Annotated in this window: 17 protein-coding genes; 6 read left to right on the top strand and 11 right to left on the bottom strand. The window is 54.8% G+C overall.

From position 1 onward, the window contains the following. Nucleotides 1–73: 73 nt before the first annotated feature. From EV680_RS00825 to EV680_RS00810, 4 genes are all read right to left on the bottom strand, one after another. Complete coding sequence (locus EV680_RS00825; protein ID WP_132952203.1) at nt 74–1933, bottom strand: monovalent cation:proton antiporter-2 (CPA2) family protein; 1860 nt, start codon at nt 1931–1933, stop codon at nt 74–76. 149 nt (nt 1934–2082) lie between these two features. After that, the gene (locus EV680_RS00820; protein ID WP_132952201.1) at nt 2083–3381 is read right to left on the bottom strand and encodes an adenylosuccinate synthase; all 1299 of its coding nucleotides are present in this window, start codon (nt 3379–3381) and stop codon (nt 2083–2085) included. A 54-nt stretch (nt 3382–3435) separates the two neighbouring features. Then, nucleotides 3436–4590, bottom strand: coding sequence for an ATP phosphoribosyltransferase regulatory subunit (locus tag EV680_RS00815; protein WP_132952199.1), 1155 nt, complete (start codon nt 4588–4590; stop codon nt 3436–3438). Between the two features lie 24 nt (nt 4591–4614). Next, complete coding sequence (locus tag EV680_RS00810; RefSeq protein ID WP_132952197.1) at nt 4615–4923, bottom strand: hypothetical protein; 309 nt, start codon at nt 4921–4923, stop codon at nt 4615–4617. On the opposite strand from EV680_RS00810, the gene gshA reads away from it, so the two are divergent. Further along, nucleotides 4922–6268: a glutamate--cysteine ligase gene (gshA, locus tag EV680_RS00805; protein WP_132952195.1), complete on the top strand. Its 1347-nt coding sequence runs from the start codon at nt 4922–4924 to the stop codon at nt 6266–6268. The two genes, EV680_RS00810 and gshA, sit on opposite strands and share 2 nt — an antisense overlap. 104 nt (nt 6269–6372) lie before the next feature. Continuing rightward, nucleotides 6373–7206 carry a DUF1444 domain-containing protein gene (locus EV680_RS00800; RefSeq protein ID WP_132952192.1) on the top strand — a complete coding sequence of 278 codons (834 nt, stop codon included), beginning with the start codon at nt 6373–6375 and terminating at the stop codon, nt 7204–7206. 273 nt (nt 7207–7479) lie between these two features. On the opposite strand, the gene EV680_RS00795 is transcribed toward EV680_RS00800, so the two are convergent. The 4 genes from EV680_RS00795 to ilvA all read right to left on the bottom strand — a co-directional run bounded on the left by EV680_RS00795 (nt 7480) and on the right by ilvA (nt 12916). Next, nucleotides 7480–8676 (bottom strand): acetate kinase, encoded by a 1197-nt coding sequence (locus EV680_RS00795; RefSeq protein ID WP_132952190.1) that lies wholly within the window; start codon nt 8674–8676, stop codon nt 7480–7482. 165 nt (nt 8677–8841) lie between these two features. Beyond that, complete coding sequence (locus EV680_RS00790) at nt 8842–9363, bottom strand: C40 family peptidase (RefSeq protein ID WP_132952188.1); 522 nt, start codon at nt 9361–9363, stop codon at nt 8842–8844. A gap of 315 nt (nt 9364–9678) precedes the next feature. After that, complete coding sequence (locus EV680_RS00785; protein ID WP_132952186.1) at nt 9679–11193, bottom strand: phospholipase D family protein; 1515 nt, start codon at nt 11191–11193, stop codon at nt 9679–9681. Nucleotides 11194–11392: 199 nt separating this feature from the next. After that, nucleotides 11393–12916 carry a threonine ammonia-lyase, biosynthetic gene (gene ilvA, locus EV680_RS00780; RefSeq protein ID WP_132952184.1) on the bottom strand — a complete coding sequence of 508 codons (1524 nt, stop codon included), beginning with the start codon at nt 12914–12916 and terminating at the stop codon, nt 11393–11395. A gap of 233 nt (nt 12917–13149) precedes the next feature. Between ilvA and EV680_RS00775 the strand changes: the two genes are divergently transcribed. Beyond that, on the top strand, nt 13150–14382 hold the full coding sequence (locus tag EV680_RS00775) for a D-alanyl-D-alanine carboxypeptidase family protein (RefSeq protein ID WP_132952261.1): 1233 nt from the start codon (nt 13150–13152) through the stop codon (nt 14380–14382). 255 nt (nt 14383–14637) lie between these two features. After that, nucleotides 14638–15795, top strand: coding sequence for an alpha-hydroxy acid oxidase (locus EV680_RS00770; protein WP_132952182.1), 1158 nt, complete (start codon nt 14638–14640; stop codon nt 15793–15795). Between the two features lie 84 nt (nt 15796–15879). Here the strand turns inward: EV680_RS00770 and ppsR are convergent, their stop codons facing one another. Beyond that, nucleotides 15880–16698 carry a posphoenolpyruvate synthetase regulatory kinase/phosphorylase PpsR gene (gene ppsR / locus EV680_RS00765; RefSeq protein WP_132952180.1) on the bottom strand — a complete coding sequence of 273 codons (819 nt, stop codon included), beginning with the start codon at nt 16696–16698 and terminating at the stop codon, nt 15880–15882. Nucleotides 16699–17159: 461 nt separating this feature from the next. On the opposite strand from ppsR, the gene ppsA reads away from it, so the two are divergent. Both ppsA and EV680_RS00755 read left to right on the top strand, forming a co-directional pair. Further along, on the top strand, nt 17160–19547 hold the full coding sequence (gene ppsA, locus EV680_RS00760) for a phosphoenolpyruvate synthase (RefSeq protein WP_132952178.1): 2388 nt from the start codon (nt 17160–17162) through the stop codon (nt 19545–19547). Nucleotides 19548–19892: 345 nt separating this feature from the next. Next, the gene (locus EV680_RS00755) at nt 19893–20681 is read left to right on the top strand and encodes a formate/nitrite transporter family protein (protein ID WP_132952176.1); all 789 of its coding nucleotides are present in this window, start codon (nt 19893–19895) and stop codon (nt 20679–20681) included. Nucleotides 20682–20745: 64 nt separating this feature from the next. Here EV680_RS00755 and crcB read toward each other — a convergent pair whose 3' ends face one another. Together crcB and EV680_RS00745 are read right to left on the bottom strand one after the other, a co-directional pair. Then, nucleotides 20746–21126: a fluoride efflux transporter CrcB gene (gene crcB / locus EV680_RS00750; RefSeq protein WP_132952174.1), complete on the bottom strand. Its 381-nt coding sequence runs from the start codon at nt 21124–21126 to the stop codon at nt 20746–20748. 18 nt (nt 21127–21144) lie between these two features. Continuing rightward, nucleotides 21145–21834: an energy-coupling factor ABC transporter permease gene (locus EV680_RS00745; RefSeq protein ID WP_132952172.1), complete on the bottom strand. Its 690-nt coding sequence runs from the start codon at nt 21832–21834 to the stop codon at nt 21145–21147. Nucleotides 21835–21966: the final 132 nt, after the last annotated feature.

The raw sequence follows: 21966 nt of genomic DNA, 5'->3' as shown, positions 1-21966 counted from the left end.
GGCCTTTTTCCTATGATTAAATTGAAAACAATATGACAAGCCTTGCCGGCGGCGGCTGATTTGTGCGGCCGTTTTATTGTTCTTGTGCCGGCCAATCCACTTCTTCGCCCCGCAGCAGCGCCTGCATCATCTCGGCCGTTTCCGCATCCACCGCACGGGCGATATTGGCCATTTTCGTGTTGCCGAAGCGCGGCGCTTCCGGGTCGTAAGCTTCGGCCATCCGGCGCACGCTGTGGCGGTCGCGGTGGTAGTAAAACGTGCTCAATTTTTCAGCCAGCGCTTTGTCCACCCCTAGAAATTGCAAGGCCTCGCGGCCGCTGCGCACGGCGGCATCAAAGGTTTCACGCACAATCATTTGCGCGCCGGCATGGTGCAGGGCATAAGTGTGCAGGCGGTCGTAAGCGCGTGCCACTATCGGCAAGTCGGGGCGGATGCGGTGCACATGCTCCACAATCTGCAAAGCCTGCTCACGGTTATCGATGGCCACCACCAGCAAGCGCGCCTTATTGATGCCAGCCGTTTCCAACAGCTCGGGGCGGCTGGCATCGCCGAAATAAGTTTTGATGCCGTAGCGCGACATGCCGTCCACGGTGTCTGCATCATAATCAATCACCGTGGTCGGATAGCCGCAGGAAATCAGCAGGCTGTTAACCATTTGGCCGAAGCGGCCGTGTCCGCAGATAATCACCGGGTTTTGCTCGTTGATTTCATCATGTTGCCGCTGTCCGCCCCGATAAGCACGCGGTGCCAGAATTTTATCGTAAACAATAAACAATAAAGGCGTGAGCACCATCGACAAAGCCACAATCAGCAGCACGCGCTCTGCGGTGGCCGCCGGCATCACCGCGCTTTGCACCACCAAGGCCAACAACACAAAACCAAATTCACCGGCTTGCGCCAAGCTCAATGCAAACAATTGATTGTCCGGCCCGCGCAGCTTGAAAATCCGCCCCAAAATCAGCAGCACCGCAATTTTCAGCAACATCATGGCCAACGTGAGCCCCAAGATGATGCCGAATTCATCAAACAGCAGGTTGAAATTGATGCCGGCACCCACTGTGATAAAAAACAAACCCAGCAGCAAACCTTTAAAAGGCTCGATATTGCTTTCCAACTCATGCCGGTATTCACTGTTGGCCAGCACCACGCCGGCGATAAATGCGCCCAGCGCCGGCGAGAGGCCGATGGCCGTCATCAGCGCGGCAATGCCCACCACCAAGGTGAGCGCAGATGCGGTAAACACTTCACGCATACGCGAAGCGGCGATAAAGCGGAACACCGGCCGCGATAAAAAATGGCCACCCACCACAATCGCCGCAATCACGCCCAGCGTCACCACCGCTTTCAGATAATCATTCATGCCGGTGAGCAAATTCGCTTCGTCATGCCCGCTTGCGCCATGCGCCTGTCCGAGCAATTCCGGCATGGCCAGGAGCGGCAAAAGCGCCAGCATCGGAATGGCGGCAATATCTTGAAACAGCAACACCGAAAAGCTTGCCTGCCCGCCGGGGCTGCCGAGCAGGTTTTTTTCGCCCAAGGTTTGCAACACAATCGCGGTAGAGGAAAGCGCCAATATGCAGCCCGCTGCCACGGCCACCTGCCAAGGCTGCCCCAGCGCCATCGCCGCCAGCGCAATCACCGCCACCGTGGCGCCCACTTGCAGGCCGCCGAGCCCCAAAAGCTTGTTGCGCAAGCGCCAAAGCATGCCCGGCGCGAGCTCGAGCCCGACCAAAAACAGCATCATCACCACGCCGAATTCGGCCACATGCTGGATTTCCTGCGTTTCACGCCCCACCAACCCCAGCGCGGGGCCGATAATCATGCCCGCCAGCAAATAGCCGAGCACCGAGCCCAAACCCAAACGTTTCGACAAAGGCACGGCCACCACGGCGGCAAACAGATAAATAAATGCGGTAAATAATAATGAGCCCATGATGGTGCTTTCTAAGCCGGTTTTAATTTAAGAAAGGCCGTCTGAACACGTTCAGACGGCCTTTTTGTGTGCAGATAATGCAAAACAATTATCCTGTATGTGCATGCGGGCAGGCAAACAGAATAATCGTTTTGATTTCAACTGCTTTTTCAGGCAAACGGGTGCTGCAACACAATGGTTTCTTCACGATCGGGGCCGGTCGACACAATCGCCACCGGCGCACCGCACACTTCTTCGATGCGCTTCAGATAAGCTTTGGCATTTGCCGGTAGCTTGTCGTAATCTTTCACGCCCACGGTGGATTCGCTCCAGCCGGGTAGGGTTTCATAAATCGGCACGCAGTCGGCCACCGCATCGGCACCGAAGGGCAGAATATCGGTTTGGCTGCCGTCGGGCAGCATATAACCCACACAGATATTGATGTTTTCAATACCGTCCATCACATCGAGCTTGGTGATGCACATGCCGCTGATGCCGTTTACCTGAATCGAGCGTTTCAATGCGGCAGCGTCAAACCAGCCGCAGCGGCGCGCACGGCCGGTAACTGAGCCGAATTCGTGGCCGCGCTCGGCCAAACCGGCACCCACTTCGTCAAACAATTCGGTGGGGAAAGGGCCCGAACCCACGCGGGTGGTGTAGGCTTTTACAATGCCCAACACATATTGCAGCATTTGCGGTGCCACCCCCGCACCGGCCGAAGCCGCACCGGCTAAGCAGTTGGACGAGGTAACAAACGGATAAGTGCCGTAGTCGATGTCTAAAAGCGTGCCTTGCGCGCCTTCAAACAAAAGCTTGCCGCCTTTTTCGTTGATGTCGTGTAAGGTGCGCGACACATCGGCGAGCATGGGCAAAATGCGCGGCGCCACTTTTTCAATCACCGCCATCACATCTTCCAGCTTCACGGGCTCGGCTTGATGCAGGTGTTGCAGCTGCACATTGTAATAAGCCAGATTGGCTTCTACCTTGGCTTTGAGCTTGTCGGTGTCCAGCAAATCCACCATGCGGATGGCGCGGCGGGCCACTTTGTCTTCATAAGCCGGGCCGATGCCGCGGCCGGTGGTGCCGATTTTTCCGGCGCCGCGCGAAGCTTCACGCGCTTGGTCGAGCGCCACATGGTAGGGCAGAATCACGGTGCAGGTGGGCGCGATTTTCAGACGGCCTTCTACGTTTTTCACGCCGGCGGCATTCAATTCATCAATCTCGCCCAACAAGGCTTCGGGGCTCACCACCACGCCGGAGCCGATAAAGCAGTCGAGTGTTTCATGCAGAATGCCGCTCGGAATCAGGCGCAAAATGGTTTTTTTGCCGCCCACCACCAGCGTGTGGCCGGCATTGTGGCCGCCCTGAAAGCGCACCACGCCGGCGGCTTCTTCTGCCAGCCAGTCTACAATTTTACCTTTGCCTTCATCGCCCCATTGAGCGCCGATTACCACTACGTTTTTAGCCATGTTTGGATACCTTTGAAATTTAAACTCACAAAATAAATGATATGTTTTTGGAAATTATGCGTTTTTAACCACTGCCCATTTGCCTTCTTGCGCCACCAGACGGTGGCTGCAATCGCGACTGGCGTTGGATTCGATGCCGTAGTCCACCACCACGCATTGGCCTTCGGCACGCAGCTGCTCGATGAATTCGCGTGCCTGCACGGCATCTTGCTGCGCCACCGCAATGGCCGGAGGGCGGGTGCTTTGCGGCAGGCGGCCGGTGAAAGTGCGCAGATCGAAGCTGAAGCCGGTGGCCGGACGGGCGCGGCCGAAATATTCGCCCAAGCCGTCGTAACGGCCGCCGCGCGCTACTGCATCGTGACAATCGCTGCCATAGGCGGCATATAAAAGGCCGGTGTGGTAATTGTCTACCCGCACTTCCGATAAATCGATGTGGATTTGCTGCGCACCGAATGCATCGCACACGGCCTGCAAATCATCCAGCGCTGCGCCCACGGCAAATAAATCCGGCAGCTGCGCACGCGCTTCCTGCAACACTTCGCGACCGCCGTAAAGCGTGGGCAAGAGCGCGAAAGCTTTGGCCCACATGCCGTCTAAATGCCAGACGGCCACTTGGCTGCGCACGGCTTCGGCGTCTTTATCCTGCATCAGTGCGAGCAATTGCGCCGATTGCTTGCCGCTCAATTCGGCTGCGGCGGCCAAGGCGCGGAACACGCCGATGTGGCCCAGCGAGAGCATCACTTCGCCGATGTCGCCCAGCTTGAGGCTTTTGAGCATCAAGTCGATTAATTCGATATCCGCCGCCACGCCGGCATAGCCGTAAAGCTCGGCGCCCACCTGCAAGGGCTCGCGCGTGCTTAAAAAGCCGTCGGGGCGCGCATGCAACACGGAGCCGGCATAGCACAAACGGTTGATGCCGTTGTTGGCAGAGAGCAGGTGCGCATCAATACGCGCCACTTGCGGCGTGATGTCGGCGCGGATGCCGAGCTGGCGGCCGCTGAGCTGATCGACCAAGCGGATGGTTTTGAGCGATAAGCCCGCGTCGATGTGGGTGAGCAGGGAATTGCTGTATTCCATCAGCGGCGGATGCACCAATTCGTAGCCGTGCACGCGGAACAAAGCCAAAAGCCGCTCTTTCGCGCTTTCGAGCTGGCGCGCGGTGGAGGGCAGAATATCGGCAATGTGTTCGGGAAGCTGCCAAGACTGCATGAGATTCTTTCTCTGTGAACGTAACTAAAGGCGGAAAAATCCGCCCACGTTATTAAAACCAAACTTTACCATAAAAAACTTTTTGCGGCAGCCTGTTTGTGTGCATTTGCGCACAGCACCTTTTTCCCGCAAGGCCGTCTGAACAGCCTTTAAGGGCTGTTCACCATTCATCTGCGCGCAGAGCCTTTTCCCTGCAAGGCCGTCTGAAGCGCATATAGCGTTTGCCTGTGCTTGATATAAAAATATAATCTTTGCGCTTGGGGTGAAGTTGCTATAATTACGCTTATCGTTTACAGGCCGTCTGAAGCGGCCGCCCAGTGAAGGAAACATCATGTCATTACCCGTATTGTCGCCCGAACATATGCAGCAACTGCAAGCGTTTGAAACCCAAATCCTTGCCAACCAAACCAAAATCGAAGCCTGGTTCCGCACGCAGTGGAGCGAGCACAAGCCGCCGTTTTACGGCTCGGTGGATATCCGCAATGCGGGCTATAAAATGGCTTCGATCGACATGAATCTTTTCCCCGGCGGCTTTAATAACCTTAATCCGCAATTTATTCCGCTCGCGGCGCTGGCGGCGCAAGATGCACTGGATCGCGCTTGCGAAACCGCCAAATCGGTGCTGATTGTGCCCGAAAACCACACCCGCAATACGTTTTATCTGCAAAACGTGTTTGCATTAAGCCATATTTTGCGCAGCGCCGGCTTTGAAGTGCGCTTGGGCAGCCTCAACCCGGAAATCACCGAGCCCACCGAATTCACCACCGCCGGCGGCGACACTTTGTTGCTGGAGCCTTTGCTGCGCACACGCGGGCGCGTGCATCTGGCCGACGGCTTTTCGCCCTGCGTGGTGCTGCTCAATAATGATTTATCGGGCGGCGTGCCCGATATTTTGAAAGACTTGCAGCAAACCGTGGTGCCGCCCTTGCACGCAGGCTGGACCACGCGCCGCAAAACTGCCCATTTCGCCGCTTACAATCAAGTGGCGGCCGAATTTGCCAAGCTGATTAATATCGATGAATGGCAGATTAATCCTTATTTCGAGCAAATCAGCGGCCTGGATTTTCAGGAGCGCGAGGGTGAAGATGCGCTGGCCGATGCGGTGACGCGCATGTTAGCGAAAATTCAGGCCAAATATGATGAAAAAGGCATCACCGACAAACCGTTTGTGATCGTGAAAGCCGATGCCGGCACTTACGGCATGGGCGTGATGAGTGTGAAATCTGCCGATGAAGTGCGCAGCCTCAACCGCAAAAACCGCAACAAAATGGCCAAGGTGAAAGAGGGCCTGGAAGTGAGCGAAGTGATTGTGCAAGAGGGCATCTACACTTACGAAACGCTCAATGGCGCGGTGTCGGAGCCGGTGGTGTATATGGTGGATCGTTTTGTGGTGGGCGGTTTTTTCCGCGTGCACGAAGGGCGCGGGGTAGATGAAAACCTGAATGCTTCGGGCATGCTTTTTGTGCCTTTGCAGCAAATTATTCCCGTGGCCGGCGATGAAGAAGGCGGCGAGGAGCGCAGCAAGCGCATTTTCCAGCAATGGGACAGCTTGGGCGTGCCGCAAACCAGCGGGCATTGCGATTGCGAGGGCAATCGTTTGTATGTGTATGGCGTGATGGCGCGTCTCTCGTTGTTGGCCGCTTCGTTGGAGTTGGCGCAAACTGAGCCGCAGGCATAAGGGGCAGGCCGTCTGAAAACTGTGTTCAGACGGCCTGTTTTATTTTAAGGGGCGCGTAAAGAGCCCTTGATTGAAAATATTTTATTGAAGTTAAAGGAAGGAATATGTCGTTTTTCAAAAAATGGCTGGGCAACCCCACCGAGCTGAAAAGCCATGCCGAAATTGCCGCCATGCTGCATCAGGCCGTGCAGGATGCGGGAATGGATTGCGGCGTGCCCGAGCTGGGCGCCACGGCAAACGACACTTATCTGCCGCTGGCTTCCGGCCGGGTGGCGGTGGGCCATTTTTACCGGCTTTATGCCCAAGCGCCCGAGCAGCTCGATGCTTTGGTGGCGGAATTTGTGCGGCTGAACGCGGCCGCGCCGCCGCCCTTGCCCCTGCAAGCGGAGCAAGTGATGCCCATGGTGCGCAATGTGGCCTGGTTGCAGGATTTATACCAAACCCTGAGCGAAGCGGGTGAGGCAGAGAATTGGCGCAAACATGTGCTCGCCGTGCGCTTGGAAGGTGATTTGTTGCTCACTTTTGTGCAAGACAACGGCGATAAAATCCGCACCTTGGGCGAAGCGGATTTGCACGCATTGAATCTTGCCGATATGTCGGCTTTGTATGAATTGGCGCTGGACAACCTTTTGCGGCGCGCCGAGCAGAAAATCGACATCAAAGGCGGCAACGGCCGCTATCGCGTGCGGCTGGACGGCGTGTTTGATGCGGCGCTGATTACCTTGGCCGATGCCTTGGCCGAGCAGATGCAGTTTCGCGGCCACCCTGTGTTTGCCTTGCCCTCGCGCAATGAATTGTTTGTCGGCGACAGCGCCGATGTAGAGGTGATGGCGCAATTGCAAGCGTTGGCCGCCAAGCGTTATGCCGCCGCTGCTTTTAACATCAGCCGCAAACTGTATGTGTTGGAAAACGATGGTTTGGCAGAGTGGGGCGTTTGAGTTGCTATAGTGGAATGAAAGAAAAACTTATACAGACGCATGTAGCAAGCCATATGCAGAAGCCGTTTAAACCGCGTGCGTGGCTGCGCCACACACCCTACACATGATGCTAAATTTCTTATTTTTGTATAAGTTTTTCATTCATTCCACTATAGATGCCGCATGAAAAACCGAGAGGCCGTCTGAAACTTTTTCAGACGGCCTCTCGGTTATATGCAGATCATTACGGCACGCGGTGTGCTGCGCACCCTATGATTTTAGCTGAAGATGCGTTTACAGGCCGGAAAGGCGGGCGGTGTCGTGCGCAATCATCAATTCTTCGTTGGTGGGAATCACCACGGCGCAAACGGGGCTGCCCTCTGCGCTGATGATGCCGGCATTGCCGAAGCGGGCGGCTTCATTGGCTTTGGCATCTTCTTTCAAGCCCAAAAAGCCCAAATAGCCCATCACTTTGCTGCGGATTAAATTGGAATTTTCACCGATGCCGCCGGTAAACACCAAGGCATCGATGCCGCCGGAGGCCACGCTCATGCTGGCCACATATTTGGCCAGGCGGTAGGCAAAAATTTCCAGCGCGAGCTTGGCACCTTCGTGGCCTTTGGCGGCTTCTTCTTCAATGGTGCGGCAATCGTTGGACAATTCGGAAATGCCCAACAGGCCGGATTTTTTGTTGAGCAAATCGGTGATTTGGGTGATGTTCATATTGGCGTTTTGCGCCAAAAATGAAAACACGCTCGGGTCGATGTCGCCGCTGCGGGTGCCCATCACCAAGCCTTCCAGCGGGGTGAGGCCCATGCTGGTGTCTTGGCACTGGCCATTGGCCACGGCGGCAATGGAGGCGCCGTTGCCCAAGTGGGCAATCACCATGCGCAGATCTTTTTTGTCTTTGCCGAGGAAGCGGGCGGTTTCATCGGCCACAAAACGGTAGCTCGTGCCATGTGCACCGTAGCGGCGCAGGCCGTATTTGCGGTAGAGCTCGCGCGGAATGGCATAGGTGTAGGCATGCTCGGGCATGGTTTGGTGGAATGCGGTGTCGAACACGGCCACGTTGGGCAGGCTGCCAAACACTTTCATGGCCGCGCGGATGCCCAAAAGGTGGGCGGGATTGTGCAAGGGCGCTAAGGTGATGCATTTTTCGATGCCGGCAATCACGTCGTTATCAATCAGCACCGATTCGCTGTAAAGCTCGCCGCCGCTCACCACGCGGTGGCCGATGGCGGCGATGCGATCGCGCAGGCCGTGGGCTTCGAGCTCGTGCAAAAGCGCTTCTACTGCGCCGGTGTGGTTGGGCTTGTCTTTCAGATCGACGGTGTGTTTTTCACCGTTGATTTTAAATGTGATAAAGGCATCGGGCAGAATCAGCTTGTCGCCCAGGCAGCTGAGCAACACTTCGCCGGTGTCGTTATCCAGCACGGCACCCTTCATGGATGAGCTGCCACAGTTTAAGACCAAAATAAGTTTGTTTGACATACGGGCTCCTAAAGTTTTCAGACGGCCTTAAACGCTATTCGGAAAAGGCATGAAAAAGAATGGCTAATATTTTAGCAAAAATTACCGCTGCGCGTGCGCATTGGCTGAAATTAAACTACATATCTTGATGCGCATCAGTTATTCAGCCTGCGCAAACGGCTTGGCTCAGAAAAAGGTGTGCGCACCGGTGAAGCGCTGGGAAAAATAGGGGTTGCTGAGCTTTTCGGTGCGTATGGTGCCGCGGCTCGAGGGCGCGTGGATAAATTCGCCGTTGCCGATATAAAGACCCACATGCGAATATTTGCTGCTGCCGCTGGTGTTGAAAAACACCAAATCGCCGGTTTGCAAGCGGGCGGGCGCAATGCTGCGCGAGGCGGCGGCCATATCGCGGGCGGTGCGCGGCAGGCTCACGCCCAGCGCGTTTTGATACACATATTGAATCATGCCGCTGCAATCAAAGCCGGTGGCGCTGCTGCTGCCGCCGTATTTATAAGGTGTGCCGACCAGGCTCATGCTGTGCAGCATCAATTCTTGCGCACCTTGCTCTTGCTTGATATGGCTGATGCGCACTTGGCCGGTTTTTTTGGCCTGCACCGAAGGCTTGGTTTTGGGTGCGCTTTTGCTGCTGCAACCGGCCGCAAGGCCAAGCGCGGCGGCGACAATAAAAAAGGAGAATAATGGTTTCATTGGCAAATCTTTCTGTTTCAGACGGCCTGAGACCTTTGCAAAACCAGATATCTGTCGCACCCGCGTAGGCGGGTGCCCAGCGCAAAGCAGCGCTTTGCTTGTCTCACACTTTTCTGAAAATGATAAACACCCTATAAAATCAAATATTTGATTTCTCATATTTTGATGGCGACTACCTGCCCGATAACTGAAGCTGCGCTTCAGACTGGGCTCCTGCCTGCGCAGGAGCGACGGAAAGGGTGTTTTGCAAAGGCCTCGGCCTGATAATAAAAGTGAATATAAAAGAATCAAGGCCGTCTGAAAAGGCGGCCGGCTTTATAAAAGCCCTTCAATCGGCAACACCGACAATAATTTCACCGTGAGCCGCTTCCAAAAGCCGGCTTCCGGCTCTTTTTGATGGGTCTCACCACTTTGCGGATCTTGCCATTGCAGCTTTTGCTGTTGATTGAGGGTAACTTGATAGGCGTGCTGGGGCGTGGCTTCAACCAGGCTGCGCTGAATTTCGCCGGCAATTTCGGGGCTGTCGATCAACACGCCCATTTCGGTGTTGAGGCGGGCGGAGCGCGGGTCGAGATTAAACGAGCCCACAAACACGCGCGCGCGGTCGACCACAAAAGTTTTGGCGTGCAGGCTGGTGGACGAGCTGCCGGTGAGGCCGCGGTCGCGCCCTTTCGGCACAGCGCTGCCGGGCTTGAGCTCATAAAGCGTGATGCCCGCCTGCAAAAGCGGCTTGCGGTATTTGCTGTAGCCCGAATGCACGGCAGCCACATCGGTGGCTTGCAGTGAATTGGTGAGCACGGTTACTTTTATCCCTTGCTGCGCCATATCGGCCAAGGCTTCGGTGCCGCTTTGGGTGGGCACGAAATAGGGCGACACCAAATAAATTTCCTGCTCCGGCATCAGCGCTTGAGACAATTTTGCGCCGATGGCCGGCTTGTGGCGATCGCGGTCGAGCCCTTTGGCCGGGTCGTCGCTGATCAGGCGGGTGTGGGCGGGCTGCCAGGGCACGTTGTTGTTTTTAATCGCTTCGAGCAGGTGAGATTGCGCCAAATCTTGATGATAGCGCTGCAACACCGCGCCGTTTTCGCGGCCGCCGGCATTAAGCTCGGCCATGCCTTTGGCCACCTCGGCCTTGGGAATCACACGCTCCAGCGGATAAGCCGATTCGCTGGCCCAATAGCGGTCGAAATCTTGCGACACTTCGCCCACAATCTTGCCGGTGGCCAGCACATCCATGTCGGCAAACACCGTGTCGCCCGCCACATTGAAATATTCGTCGCCGATATTGCGCCCGCCCACGATGGTGGCACGGTTGTCGGCGGTGAGCGATTTATTGTGCATGCGCCGGTTGAGGCGGGGAAAATCAGTGAGATAGCCCAGCGCACGCCATTTTCTGTTCATAAAAGGGTTGAACAGGCGGATTTCGATATTGGCGTGATGATTGAGCGCGGCGAGGATATTGTCCATGCCGTTGGTGTTGTTGTCATCAAGCAAAAGGCGCACGCGCACGCCGCGATCGGCGGCGCGATAAAGCATATTGAAAAGCAGATTGCCCGACACATCGTTGTGCCAGATATAGTATTGGATATCGAGCGCGTGATCGGCCGATTCAATCAGCGTGGCGCGTGCCACAAAAGCATCGTGCGCATCATCGAGCAGATAAATGCCGGAATTCTGCCGCTCGGCCTCTGCCGGGCGCAAAGCAGATTCCAGCCGCGGCGCGGCAGCGGCATCCACATAATGGCTCACGCTGCGCCCATCCAGCGCGGGCAGGCTCTGGCAGGCGGAAAGTAAACATAAAGGCAGCAAAAGGGTGGTGTGTTTGTTCATGAATCAATCGGCAGGTTTCGGACGGCCTGTGAAGGTCTGCTCACAATTTATCCGCGAATAAGCTTTTGAGGGTAAAAGCGTGCTTGCAAGGTGAAAAGCTTTTTTGCAAAAGCATCAGGCCGTCTGAAAATGAGGCGGATTTGCCCCAAGCTTTCAGACGGCCTGCATTTATTTCACATCATTTCAACATGCAACCCCCTCAGCCTAAAAACAATTTATAGGCGGCATTGTCGGTTTCATCTTCATAAACATAGCCAAGGTTGTCGAGAAAGGCGATAAAGGCGGCATCGTCTTGCGGCGGCACATCCACGCCCACCAGCACGCGGCCGTAGTCGGCGCCGTGGTTGCGGTAGTGGAAGAGGGTGATGTTCCAGCCGGTTTGCATATGGCTGAGGAAATTGGCCAGCGCGCCGGGGCGCTCGGGAAACTCAAAGCTCACCACGCGCTCGTTCGCCACTTTGTGGGTGCGCCCGCCCACCATGTAGCGGATGTGGATTTTGGCGATTTCATCGTTGGTAAGGTCGGTGTTGGGCAGGCCGGCGGCGCCCAGTTCGGCGCTGATTTTGGCCAAATCCTGCGTGCCGGCGGTTTGGATGCCCACGAAAATATGCGCCACTTTGTCGTCGCCGTAGCGGTAGTTGAATTCGGTGATGTTGCGGTTGCCCAACACGTTGATAAATTTCAAAAAGCTGCCGGGTTTTTCGGGAATCGACACGGCAAAAATGCCTTCGTTGCCTTCGCCCAATTCGCTGCGCTCGGAAACGTGGCGCAGGCGGTGGAAATTCATGTTGGCGCCGCTGGTAACGGCAATCAGGGTTTGGCCTTGCGCCCGGTTGCGGGCGATATAGGTTTTGAGGCCGGCCAGCGCCAATGCGCCGGCGGGCTCGGTGATGCTGCGGGTGTCGTCGTAAATATCTTTGATGGCGCTGCAAATGGCGTCGGTGTCGACGGTGATGATGTCGTCGAGCAGGTCGCGGCAGATGCGGAAGGTTTCTTCGCCCACGAGCTTCACAGCGGTGCCGTCTGAAAACAGGCCCACGTCTTTCAATTCCACCCGCTCGCCCTTGGCGATGGAGAGCTTCATGTCGCAAGAATCGTTGGTTTGCACGCCGATTACTTTGATTTCGGGGCGCACCTGCTTGATAAATGCGGCCACGCCCGCGGCCAAGCCACCACCGCCGATGGGCACAAACACGGCATCAATCGCGCCGGGGTTTTGGCGGATGATTTCCAACGCCACCGTGCCCTGGCCGGCAATCACATCGGGGTCGTCAAACGGCGGAATATAGGTGAGGCCGCTTTTTTCTACCAGCTCCATGGCATGATCATAAGCATCGTTATACGACACGCCTTTGAGCACCACTTCGCCGCCGAAATTTTTCACCGCATCGATTTTGATTTGCGGCGTGGTTTCGGGCATCACAATGGTGGCGCGACAGCCGAGCTTGCGCGCCGACAAAGCCACGCCTTGGGCATGGTTGCCCGCGCTGGCAGCAATCACGCCTTTTTCAAGCGCCTCTTGCGGCAGCTTGGCCATTTTGTTGTAGGCACCGCGGATTTTAAAGGAAAACACCGGCTGCAAATCTTCGCGCTTGAGCAACACATGGTTGCCGGCGCGCTGCGAAAGGCTGCGGGCGGTGTCGAGCGGGGTTTCAACGGCCACATCGTAAACCGATGCGGTGAGAATGCGGGTGAGATAGTGTGCGTAGGGCTTGGTATTCATGGTGTTTTTAAGAAGATGCCGCAAGTTAAGCAAAGGTAAAACCATACGCTGCAGGCCGTCTGAAGGCAAGAAAAATGTTAGCAACAGTAATGATTAACGGTATAATGCCGCCTGAAATGCGCTTATTGATGCGATTTGCGAAGATAAGCGGCAGATAAACAAGATTATCGTCAGGCCGTCTGAAACGGGCGGCCTGATTTTTTGCCATTTGAAAATAAAGTTTACCCGAAATGATGAAAAAAACGCTGCTCGGCCTGTTTGTGGCCGCCCTGTTCAGCGGCCATGTGGCCGCTGCCGATCCCGCTGCTTCAGCCGCTTCTGTGCCGCAGGCCGCTGCTTCTGCACCTGCCGCACCTGCTTCACCGGCAAGCGCGGCCGCTGCATTGCCGCAAGCGCCGCAAATTGCCGCCACGGCTTTTGTGGTAAAAGATCTGCAAAGCGGCCAAGTGTTGGCCGGCAAAGATTTGAATGCGCCGGTGGAGCCGGCTTCGCTCACCAAGCTGATGACGGCTTATCTCACCTTTAAGGCGCTCGACAACGGCACGCTCAAGCCCGACCAAATGCTCACTGTGTCGGAAAAAGGCTGGAAAGCCGAGGGCTCGCGCATGTTTTTGGAGCCGCGCAAGCCGGCCAGCGTAAGCGATTTGATTAAAGGCCTGATTGTGCAATCGGGCAACGATGCGGCCATCACCTTGGCCGAAGCCATCGGCGGCAGCGAAGAGGGCTTTGCCGATATGATGAATGCCGAAGCCAAGCGCTTGGGCATGAGCGGCACGCATTTTCTCAACAGCACCGGCCTGCCGGGCGAAAACCACCTCACCACCGTGAACGATTTGGTGATTCTGGCCGGCGCAATCATCAATGATTTCCCCAAATATTATCCGATTTATTCGATTAAATCGTTTAAATACAATAATATCGAGCAACCTAACCGCAACTTGCTGCTTTATCGCGACGCCAGCGTCGACGGCTTGAAAACCGGCCACACCAGCAGCGCGGGCTACAATTTGGTGGCTTCCAGCAAGCGCAACGGCCGCCGCGTGGTGTCGGTGGTGGTGGGCACGGAGAGCGCCGAAGCGCGCGCTGCCGAGAGCAGCAAGCTGCTCAACTGGGCACTGCAATCGTTTGACACGCCCAAGCTTTACGATGCCGGCCAAACCATTTCACAAGTGAAAGTGTATAAAGGCGCGGCCAACGCGGTGAACGTGGGCTTTTTAGAAGCCGCCTACATTACCATTCCGCACGGCAGCGGCGGCAACATCAAGCCTGTGCTGGAAACCGTGCAACCGGTGGTGGCACCGATTCAGAAAGGCCAAGTTCTGGGCACACTCAAAGTGATGAGCGAGGGTCAAGTGCTGGCCGAGAAAAACGTGGTAGCGCTCAATGCGGTGGAAGAAGCCGGCTGGTTCGGCCGCATGTATGACGGCATTGTGTTGTGGTTTAAAAATCTGTTTGCCGATAATTAACCACACCGGTTTTGACCATCTAAGCCGTTTCTTTTCAGAAGCGGCTTTTTATATGCATTCAAACCCTTGCCGATATTGCCGCAAAAGCGTTTGCATTATCGGCAGGCTTGGTATAAATTTATAGAGCTTCGTTTTTTGTTTGAATATGAATCTTAATGCCGTCTGAAAACTGTAAGACGGCATTAAACATTTATTATAGAAACAAACCGCGGCGCACAACGATAAAATACACAGCAACCGATAAGAGAGATTGAAATGAAACGCGATTTGAGCAAAATGACCTGCATCGAAGACTTGCGCCGCGTGGCGCAGCGCAAAGTGCCGCGCATGTTTTACGATTATGCCGATTCAGGCTCGTGGACAGAAAGCACTTATCGCGCCAACAGCAGCGATTTTCAAGACATCAAATTCCGCCAGCGCGTGTTGGTCGATATGGAAGGCCGCAGCCTGGCCACCAAAATGATCGGCGAAGAAGTAAAAATGCCGCTGGCCATCGCGCCCACCGGCTTCACCGGCATGCAGCATGCCGACGGCGAGATTTTAGCCGCGCGCGCCGCCGAAAAATTCGGCGTGCCTTTTTCGCTTTCCACCATGTCGATTTGCTCGATTGAAGATGTGGCCGAAAACACCAGTGCGCCGTTTTGGTTTCAGCTTTATGTGATGCGCGACCGCGAATTTATGGAAAACCTTATCAAGCGCGCGCAAGCGGCCAAATGCTCGGCGCTGATTCTCACCGCTGATTTGCAGGTGCTCGGCCAGCGCAACAAAGACATCAAAAACGGCCTCTCCGCACCGCCCAAACCCACCATCGCCAATATGATCAATCTGGCCACCAAGCCCGAATGGTGCATGAAAATGCTCAACACCGAGCGGCGCACCTTTCGCAATATTGTCGGCCATGCCAAAAATGTGGGCGATTTATCGTCGCTCTCATCTTGGACCGCCGAACAATTCGACCCGCGCCTGAGCTGGGACGATGTGGCCCGCATCAAAGATATGTGGGGCGGCAAGCTGATTATCAAAGGCATTATGGAGCCGGAAGATGCTGAATTGGCGGTAAAAAGCGGCGCCGATGCGCTGATTGTTTCCAACCACGGCGGCCGCCAACTCGATGGTGCGCCTTCCACCATTAAAGCCTTGCCCGATGTGGTGAGCGCTGTGGGCAGCGATATCGAAGTGTGGCTCGACAGCGGTATCCGTAGCGGCCAAGATATTCTGAAAGCCTGGGCACTGGGCGCACGCGGCACCATGATCGGCCGCGCTTTCCTCTATGGCCTGGGTGCTTACGGCGAAGAAGGTGTCACCCGCGCGCTGGAAATTCTGTATAAAGAAATGGATATTTCGATGGCTTTCACCGGGCATCGCGATATTCACAATGTCACCGAAGATATTTTGGTTAAAGGCACTTATTAATCGCTTGATAAGCTGCATTTAAATGCAGATAAACAGGCCGTCTGAAAGCGTTTCAGACGGCCTGTTTATCTGCATCACACCGGTTTAAAAGCGCCGCCGCAGCTGGCAGGCCTGCATAATGTTGACCGCCAATTCTTCCACCGATTTATCCGTGGTGTTGGTAAACGGAATGCCGTGTTGGCGGAACATCGCCTGTGCATCGGCCACTTCGCGCCGGCAGGTGTTGAGCTGCGAATAAGTGGAATCGGGGCGGCGTTCGTGGCGGATGGCTTGCAGGCGCTCGGGCAAAATGGTGAGGCCGAAGAGCTTGTTTTTATAGGCTTTAACCATGCGCGGCAAATCGGTGCTTTCCAAATCATCGGGAGTGAGCGGGTAGTTGGCGGCACGTATGCCGTATTGTAGCGCCAAATAAAGGCAGGTGGGCGTTTTGCCCGAGCGCGATACGCCCATTAAAATCACATCGGCATCTTTTAAATCTTTGCCGCTGATGCCGTCGTCGTGGTTGAGCGAAAAATTCACCGCTTCCATGCGCGCATCGTAGCGCTCGGTGTCAGTGATACCGTGGTTGCGGCCCACGGCATGGCGGGCAGCCACGCCGAGCTCGCATTCGATTTTGCCCAGAAAAGCATCAAAAAAGCTCAAGTGCAGGCCGGAGCTGAGCTTGATGATTTCGCGTATCTGATTATCAATGATGCTGCTGAACACCAGCGGACGCAGGCCGCTTTGCTCGGCGGCGCTGTTGATAATCTGCACCATGGCATGGGCTTTTTCGGGCGTGTCGACAAAAGGATAGGTGGTGCGCTTGAAATTAATGCCTTCAAACTGATCAAGCAGGGCTTCGCCCATGCTCTCGGAGGTAAGGCCGGTGCGGTCGGAAATAAAAAAAGCGGGGCGGCGTGCCATAAAGTGAGCTCACATTTCTCTGAATAATCGTCATAATTTTCGGCAGTAAGGCGGCTGTGTTTCAGACGGCCTCAGCACTTATCATCATATCAAGCCCTATCCGTTGAATAAAGCCCTATCGCAAAAACTACACACCACTACAAATAAAAATAAATAAATTGAAATACCCATTTTTTGTGTAAATTTTTCAAATTATTGGCAGAAAATGCCATAAATAAAACATTAAATGCCGTCTGAAAAATCATTAATGAGTTCTGAAAGCCCTGATTAACAACGATTAACAAAAAATCAGCGCTATGGAATTATCTGTTTCATTTCACTACAAATGCGGCTTCCCGCAATTTTCAAGACTGCGCGGCCTTTTAGCAACGCGATAAAACACATGACAGCTCAAGCCGCTGTGGTTAGAATAGCGGCGGAGATTCATTTCTTTTTTAACTGACTTTAAGCTTGGATTAAAAATGGCTGCAAATTACGTGATTTGGTTTGAAAACCTGCGCATGACCGATGTGGAAAGCGTGGGCGGTAAAAACGCCTCTTTGGGCGAGATGATCAGTCAGCTGACTGAAAAAGGCGTGCGCGTGCCCGGCGGCTTTGCCACCACCGCAGAAGCCTATCGCGCCTTTTTGGCACACAACGGCCTGGCCGAACGTATTTCCGCAGCGCTGGCCGCTTTGGATGTGGAAGATGTTATCGAGTTGGCACGCGTGGGCAAAGAAATCCGCCAATGGATTTTAGACACCCCGTTCCCCGAGCAGCTCGATGCCGACATCAAAACCGCATGGGATAAAATGGTGGCCGATGCGGGCAGCGAAAACATCGCCGTGGCTGTGCGCTCTTCAGCCACCGCCGAAGATCTGCCCGATGCATCTTTTGCCGGCCAGCAAGAAACCTTCCTTAATATCAATGGCTTGGAAAATGTTAAAGAGGCGATGAAGCATGTGTTTGCCTCGCTTTATAACGACCGCGCCATTTCCTACCGCGTGCACAAAGGCTTTGCCCACGATGTGGTGGCTTTGTCGGCTGGTGTGCAGCGCATGGTGCGCTCCGACAGCGGCGCGGCCGGCGTGATGTTTTCCATCGACACCGAAAGCGGTTTCGACCAAGTGGTGTTTGTCACCTCTTCATACGGCTTGGGTGAAACCGTGGTGCAAGGCGCAGTCAACCCGGATGAATTCTATGTGCACAAGCCCACTTTGAAAGCCGGCAAACCGGCGATTTTACGCAAAACCATGGGCTCCAAGCTGATTAAAATGACCTTCACCGACCAAGCGCAAGCGGGTAAATCTGTGCAAGTGGTGGATGTGGACGAGGCGGCGCGCAAGCAATTTTCTATCAGCGATGCCGAAGTGGCCGAGTTGGCGCAATATGCGTTGATTATCGAGCAGCATTACGGCCGCCCGATGGACATCGAATGGGGGCGCGACGGCACCGACGGCAAGCTCTACATCCTGCAGGCGCGCCCGGAAACCGTGAAATCGCAAGAAGAGGGTGGTCGCAGCCTGCGCCGCTATGCGATCAACGGCGAGAAAAAAGTGTTGTGCGAAGGTCGCGCCATCGGCCAAAAAGTCGGCCAAGGCAAAGTGCGCCTGGTGAAAGACGCCTCGGAAATGGACACCGTAAAAGCGGGCGATATTTTGGTTACCGACATGACCGACCCCGATTGGGAGCCGGTGATGAAGCGCGCTTCGGCAATTGTGACCAACCGCGGCGGCCGCACCTGCCACGCCGCCATTATTGCGCGCGAGCTGGGCATTCCGGCCGTGGTGGGCTGCGGCGATGCCACCAGCGTGCTTTCCGAGGGACAGGAAGTTACCGTGTCGTGCGCCGAAGGCGACACCGGCTTGATTTACGCAGGCTTGCTGGATGTGGAAGTTACCGATGTGGCTTTGGATAAAATGCCCAAATCGCCGGTGAAAATCATGATGAACGTGGGCAACCCGGAGCTGGCTTTCTCGTTTGCCGGCCTGCCCAGCGAAGGCATCGGCTTGGCGCGCATGGAATTCATCATCAACCGCCAAATCGGCATCCACCCCAAAGCCTTGATTGAATTCGACAAACAAGACGCCGATTTGCAAGCTGAAATCAACGAACGCATTACCGGCTATGCTTCTCCGGTGGCTTTTTATGTCGACAAAATCGCCGAGGGCGTGGCCACGTTGGCCGCATCGGTGTATCCGCGCAAAGCCATTGTGCGCATGTCTGATTTCAAATCCAACGAATACGCCAATCTGCTCGGCGGCAATATTTACGAGCCGCACGAAGAAAACCCGATGCTGGGTTTCCGCGGTGCGGCGCGTTATGTGTCCGATGATTTCAAAGATTGCTTTGCGCTCGAATGCGAAGCGCTCAAACGCGTGCGCGACGATATGGGGCTCACCAACGTTGAGATTATGGTGCCGTTTGTGCGCACCCTGAGCGAAGCCGAGCAAGTGATTAAAGCGCTTAAAGCCAACGGTCTCGAGCGCGGCAAAAACGGCCTGCGCCTGATTATGATGTGCGAAGTGCCGAGCAATGCTTTGTTGGCCGAGCAATTTCTGCAATATTTCGACGGTTTCTCCATCGGTTCCAACGACATGACCCAGCTCACTTTGGGTGTGGATCGCGATAGCGGCGGCCCGATTGCCAGCACGTTTGACGAGCGCAATCCGGCGGTGAAAGTAATGCTGCACTTGGCGATTTCCGCTTGCCGCAAGCACAATAAATATGTCGGCATTTGCGGCCAAGGCCCGTCGGATCATCCTGATTTTGCCAAATGGTTGGTGGAAGAGGGCATCGATACCGTGTCGCTCAATCCCGACACCGTGATTGAAACTTGGCTGTATCTGGCTAAAGAGTTGAATCAATAATCAGGCCGTCTGAAAGGCTTGCAGAAACCGCTGTGGCACTTGCCCGGCGGTTTTTTTGATTGCTCGAAAAAACAGATAATACTGAATCTAAAATGTTACTGCGCCTTGCCTTATTATTGTGCGATCTGCTTTATGTCACTTTATTTTTCATTTCGCGATAGATTGCTAAACAGCCGTCTGAAGCTTTTCAGACGGCTTTTCACATTATTGCTTTTACGGTTTGTCTGAACAGCCACAAGCTTAAATGTAATTTACCTACAAGAAAATGAGCTAAATCAAAATCGCGGTTTGAAAACCATTTACAATATGCGCCATCGAAAAACCTCACACACAGGCAAACAAAAAATGAGCGCTTTATATCCACATGAGATTTTGCAGGCCACCATTGTAAAAGGCGAGGCCAAAGCGGCATGCAGCACGCTTTCTTTGAGCATTTTGGGCTTTCTCGGCGGCGCGTTTATCTCGTTGGGCTATCTGGCCTATATCCATGTGGTCGGCGGCATGCCGCACGAATGGAGCGGCTTGGCCGTGTTGATGGGCGCAGCGGTGTTTCCTATCGGCCTGATCTGCATCTTAATCGGCGGCGCTGAACTGATTACCGGCAATATGATGGTGTTGCCCGCTGCATGGCTGGCAAAGAAAATCTCATTGGCCGCGCTCGGGCGCAATTGGCTGATTGTAACCCTGGCCAATCTGCTCGGCGCTTTTTTCGTGGCCTGGTTTTTCGGCCATTATGTCGGCCTGACCGAAGGAGAATTTCTGCACAAAACCATAGCGGTGGCCGAGAGCAAAGTGTCTGCCGATTTCGGCCGGGCGCTGGTTTCGGGCATAGGCTGCAACTGGATGGTGTGCATGGGCGTGTGGTTGTGCTACGGCACGCAGTCGATGTCGGGCAAAATATTAGGCATTTGGTTTCCGATTATGATTTTTGTGCTCATCGGCTTCCAACACGTAGTGGCCAATATGTTTGTGATTCCGGCAGCGATTTGGGGCGGGGCGGATATCAGCTGGACGCAATTCGGCTGGAATATGCTGTCGGTTTATATCGGCAATGTTATCGGCGGCGCGGTGTTTGTCGGCGCGGTGTATTGGTATTCATACCGCAACCAGCTCAGCAGCAAAAGCGCACATTAAAATAGAAAAACCAAAGGCCGTCTGAAAACTTTTCAGACGGCCTTTGGTTTTTTGAAGCACATACTCAACCGCGCAGCGCCGACACCGTGGCCATGCCCAACACCGTCAGCAGCAGTGAGCCAAACAAATGCAAAGCCGATGTGGCCACCGCCGCGCCCCAGCGCTGCGCCTGCAACATGCCGACCACCTCAAGCGAAAAGCCGGAAAACGTGGTCAAGCTGCCGAGAAAACCGGTAATCAGCAGCAAGCGCCAATGCGGCGGGAAAGCCGGCCAAAATTCAATCATCGCAGCGGCCACGCCGATAATATAAGCGCCGATCCAGTTGGCCATTAAAGTGCCGAGCGAGAGCCAGGCCGCATGAGAAGTGAGCCACAAGCCCAAAGCCCAGCGCATCAACGCACCAAAAGCTGCGCCGATCACAATCACAACCACATTGGCAAACATGGTTTCCGTTCCTTTAAATCAAGATTTCCAGATTTGATGACGCGGCTGCAAATAATGCGCGTCATCATAAGTGGCCAAAAGCTGCGGTGCCAGCGCCACAAAAATGGCCGCAAACAAGCCGCTTAAAAAAGCCTCGCCCCAAGAGAGCAGAAAAAACACCGGAAAGGCCGAATGCCACAACACCTCAGCCGGATACACCGAAGCTGCTTGCAGCAAGCCCGATAATAACGCACCCGTTGCCAGCATGCCCGCTGCCGCAGCCAGAAACCCATTTACAAAAATATAGATAAAAATATTCGGCGGCAGTTTGCGGCCAACGCAGCGGATAAGCACATTTATTATGATAGCCGGCAGCAATAAAACCAATGCATTCAAGCTGATAATATTCAGATTGCTCGAGCCGTGCAAAAGCCAAGTGTAGGGCAGCAGCATCAACGTGCCCAGCCATAAAGCAGCGGGCGCGCCCAGCATCAAGGTAATCAGGCTGATGCCGAGCAAATGATAAGTCAGGCCGGCGAGCTGGCCGCTGCTCAATTCGGCATGCAGCCCCCATAAAACCGCCAGCAAAAGCGCAGCGGCCGCCGCAGCCGCACCATGGCTGCGCAAAGCGCGCCAAGCAGGCTTTGCACAGCCGGCGAGCAAGGCCAGCAACACCACATGCGCGACCAGCGCCAGCGGCAAAGGAAACCAAGCGGCAAGAAAATTCATGTCGGCATTCCGGTGCAAACAAAAGGATAAAGCAGGCCGTCTGAACGCCTTTCAGACGGCCTGAAGCTTGATGATTATACGCGAATCCGTCCATAGGGCAGGGTGCAGATTCCGAAAAACACAGCTGATGGT

It is taken from the genome of Uruburuella suis, from assembly GCF_004341385.1.
Classification (GTDB): Bacteria; Pseudomonadota; Gammaproteobacteria; order Burkholderiales; family Neisseriaceae; genus Neisseria; species Neisseria suis.
This window is presented reverse-complemented; position numbering and strand designations above follow the sequence as displayed.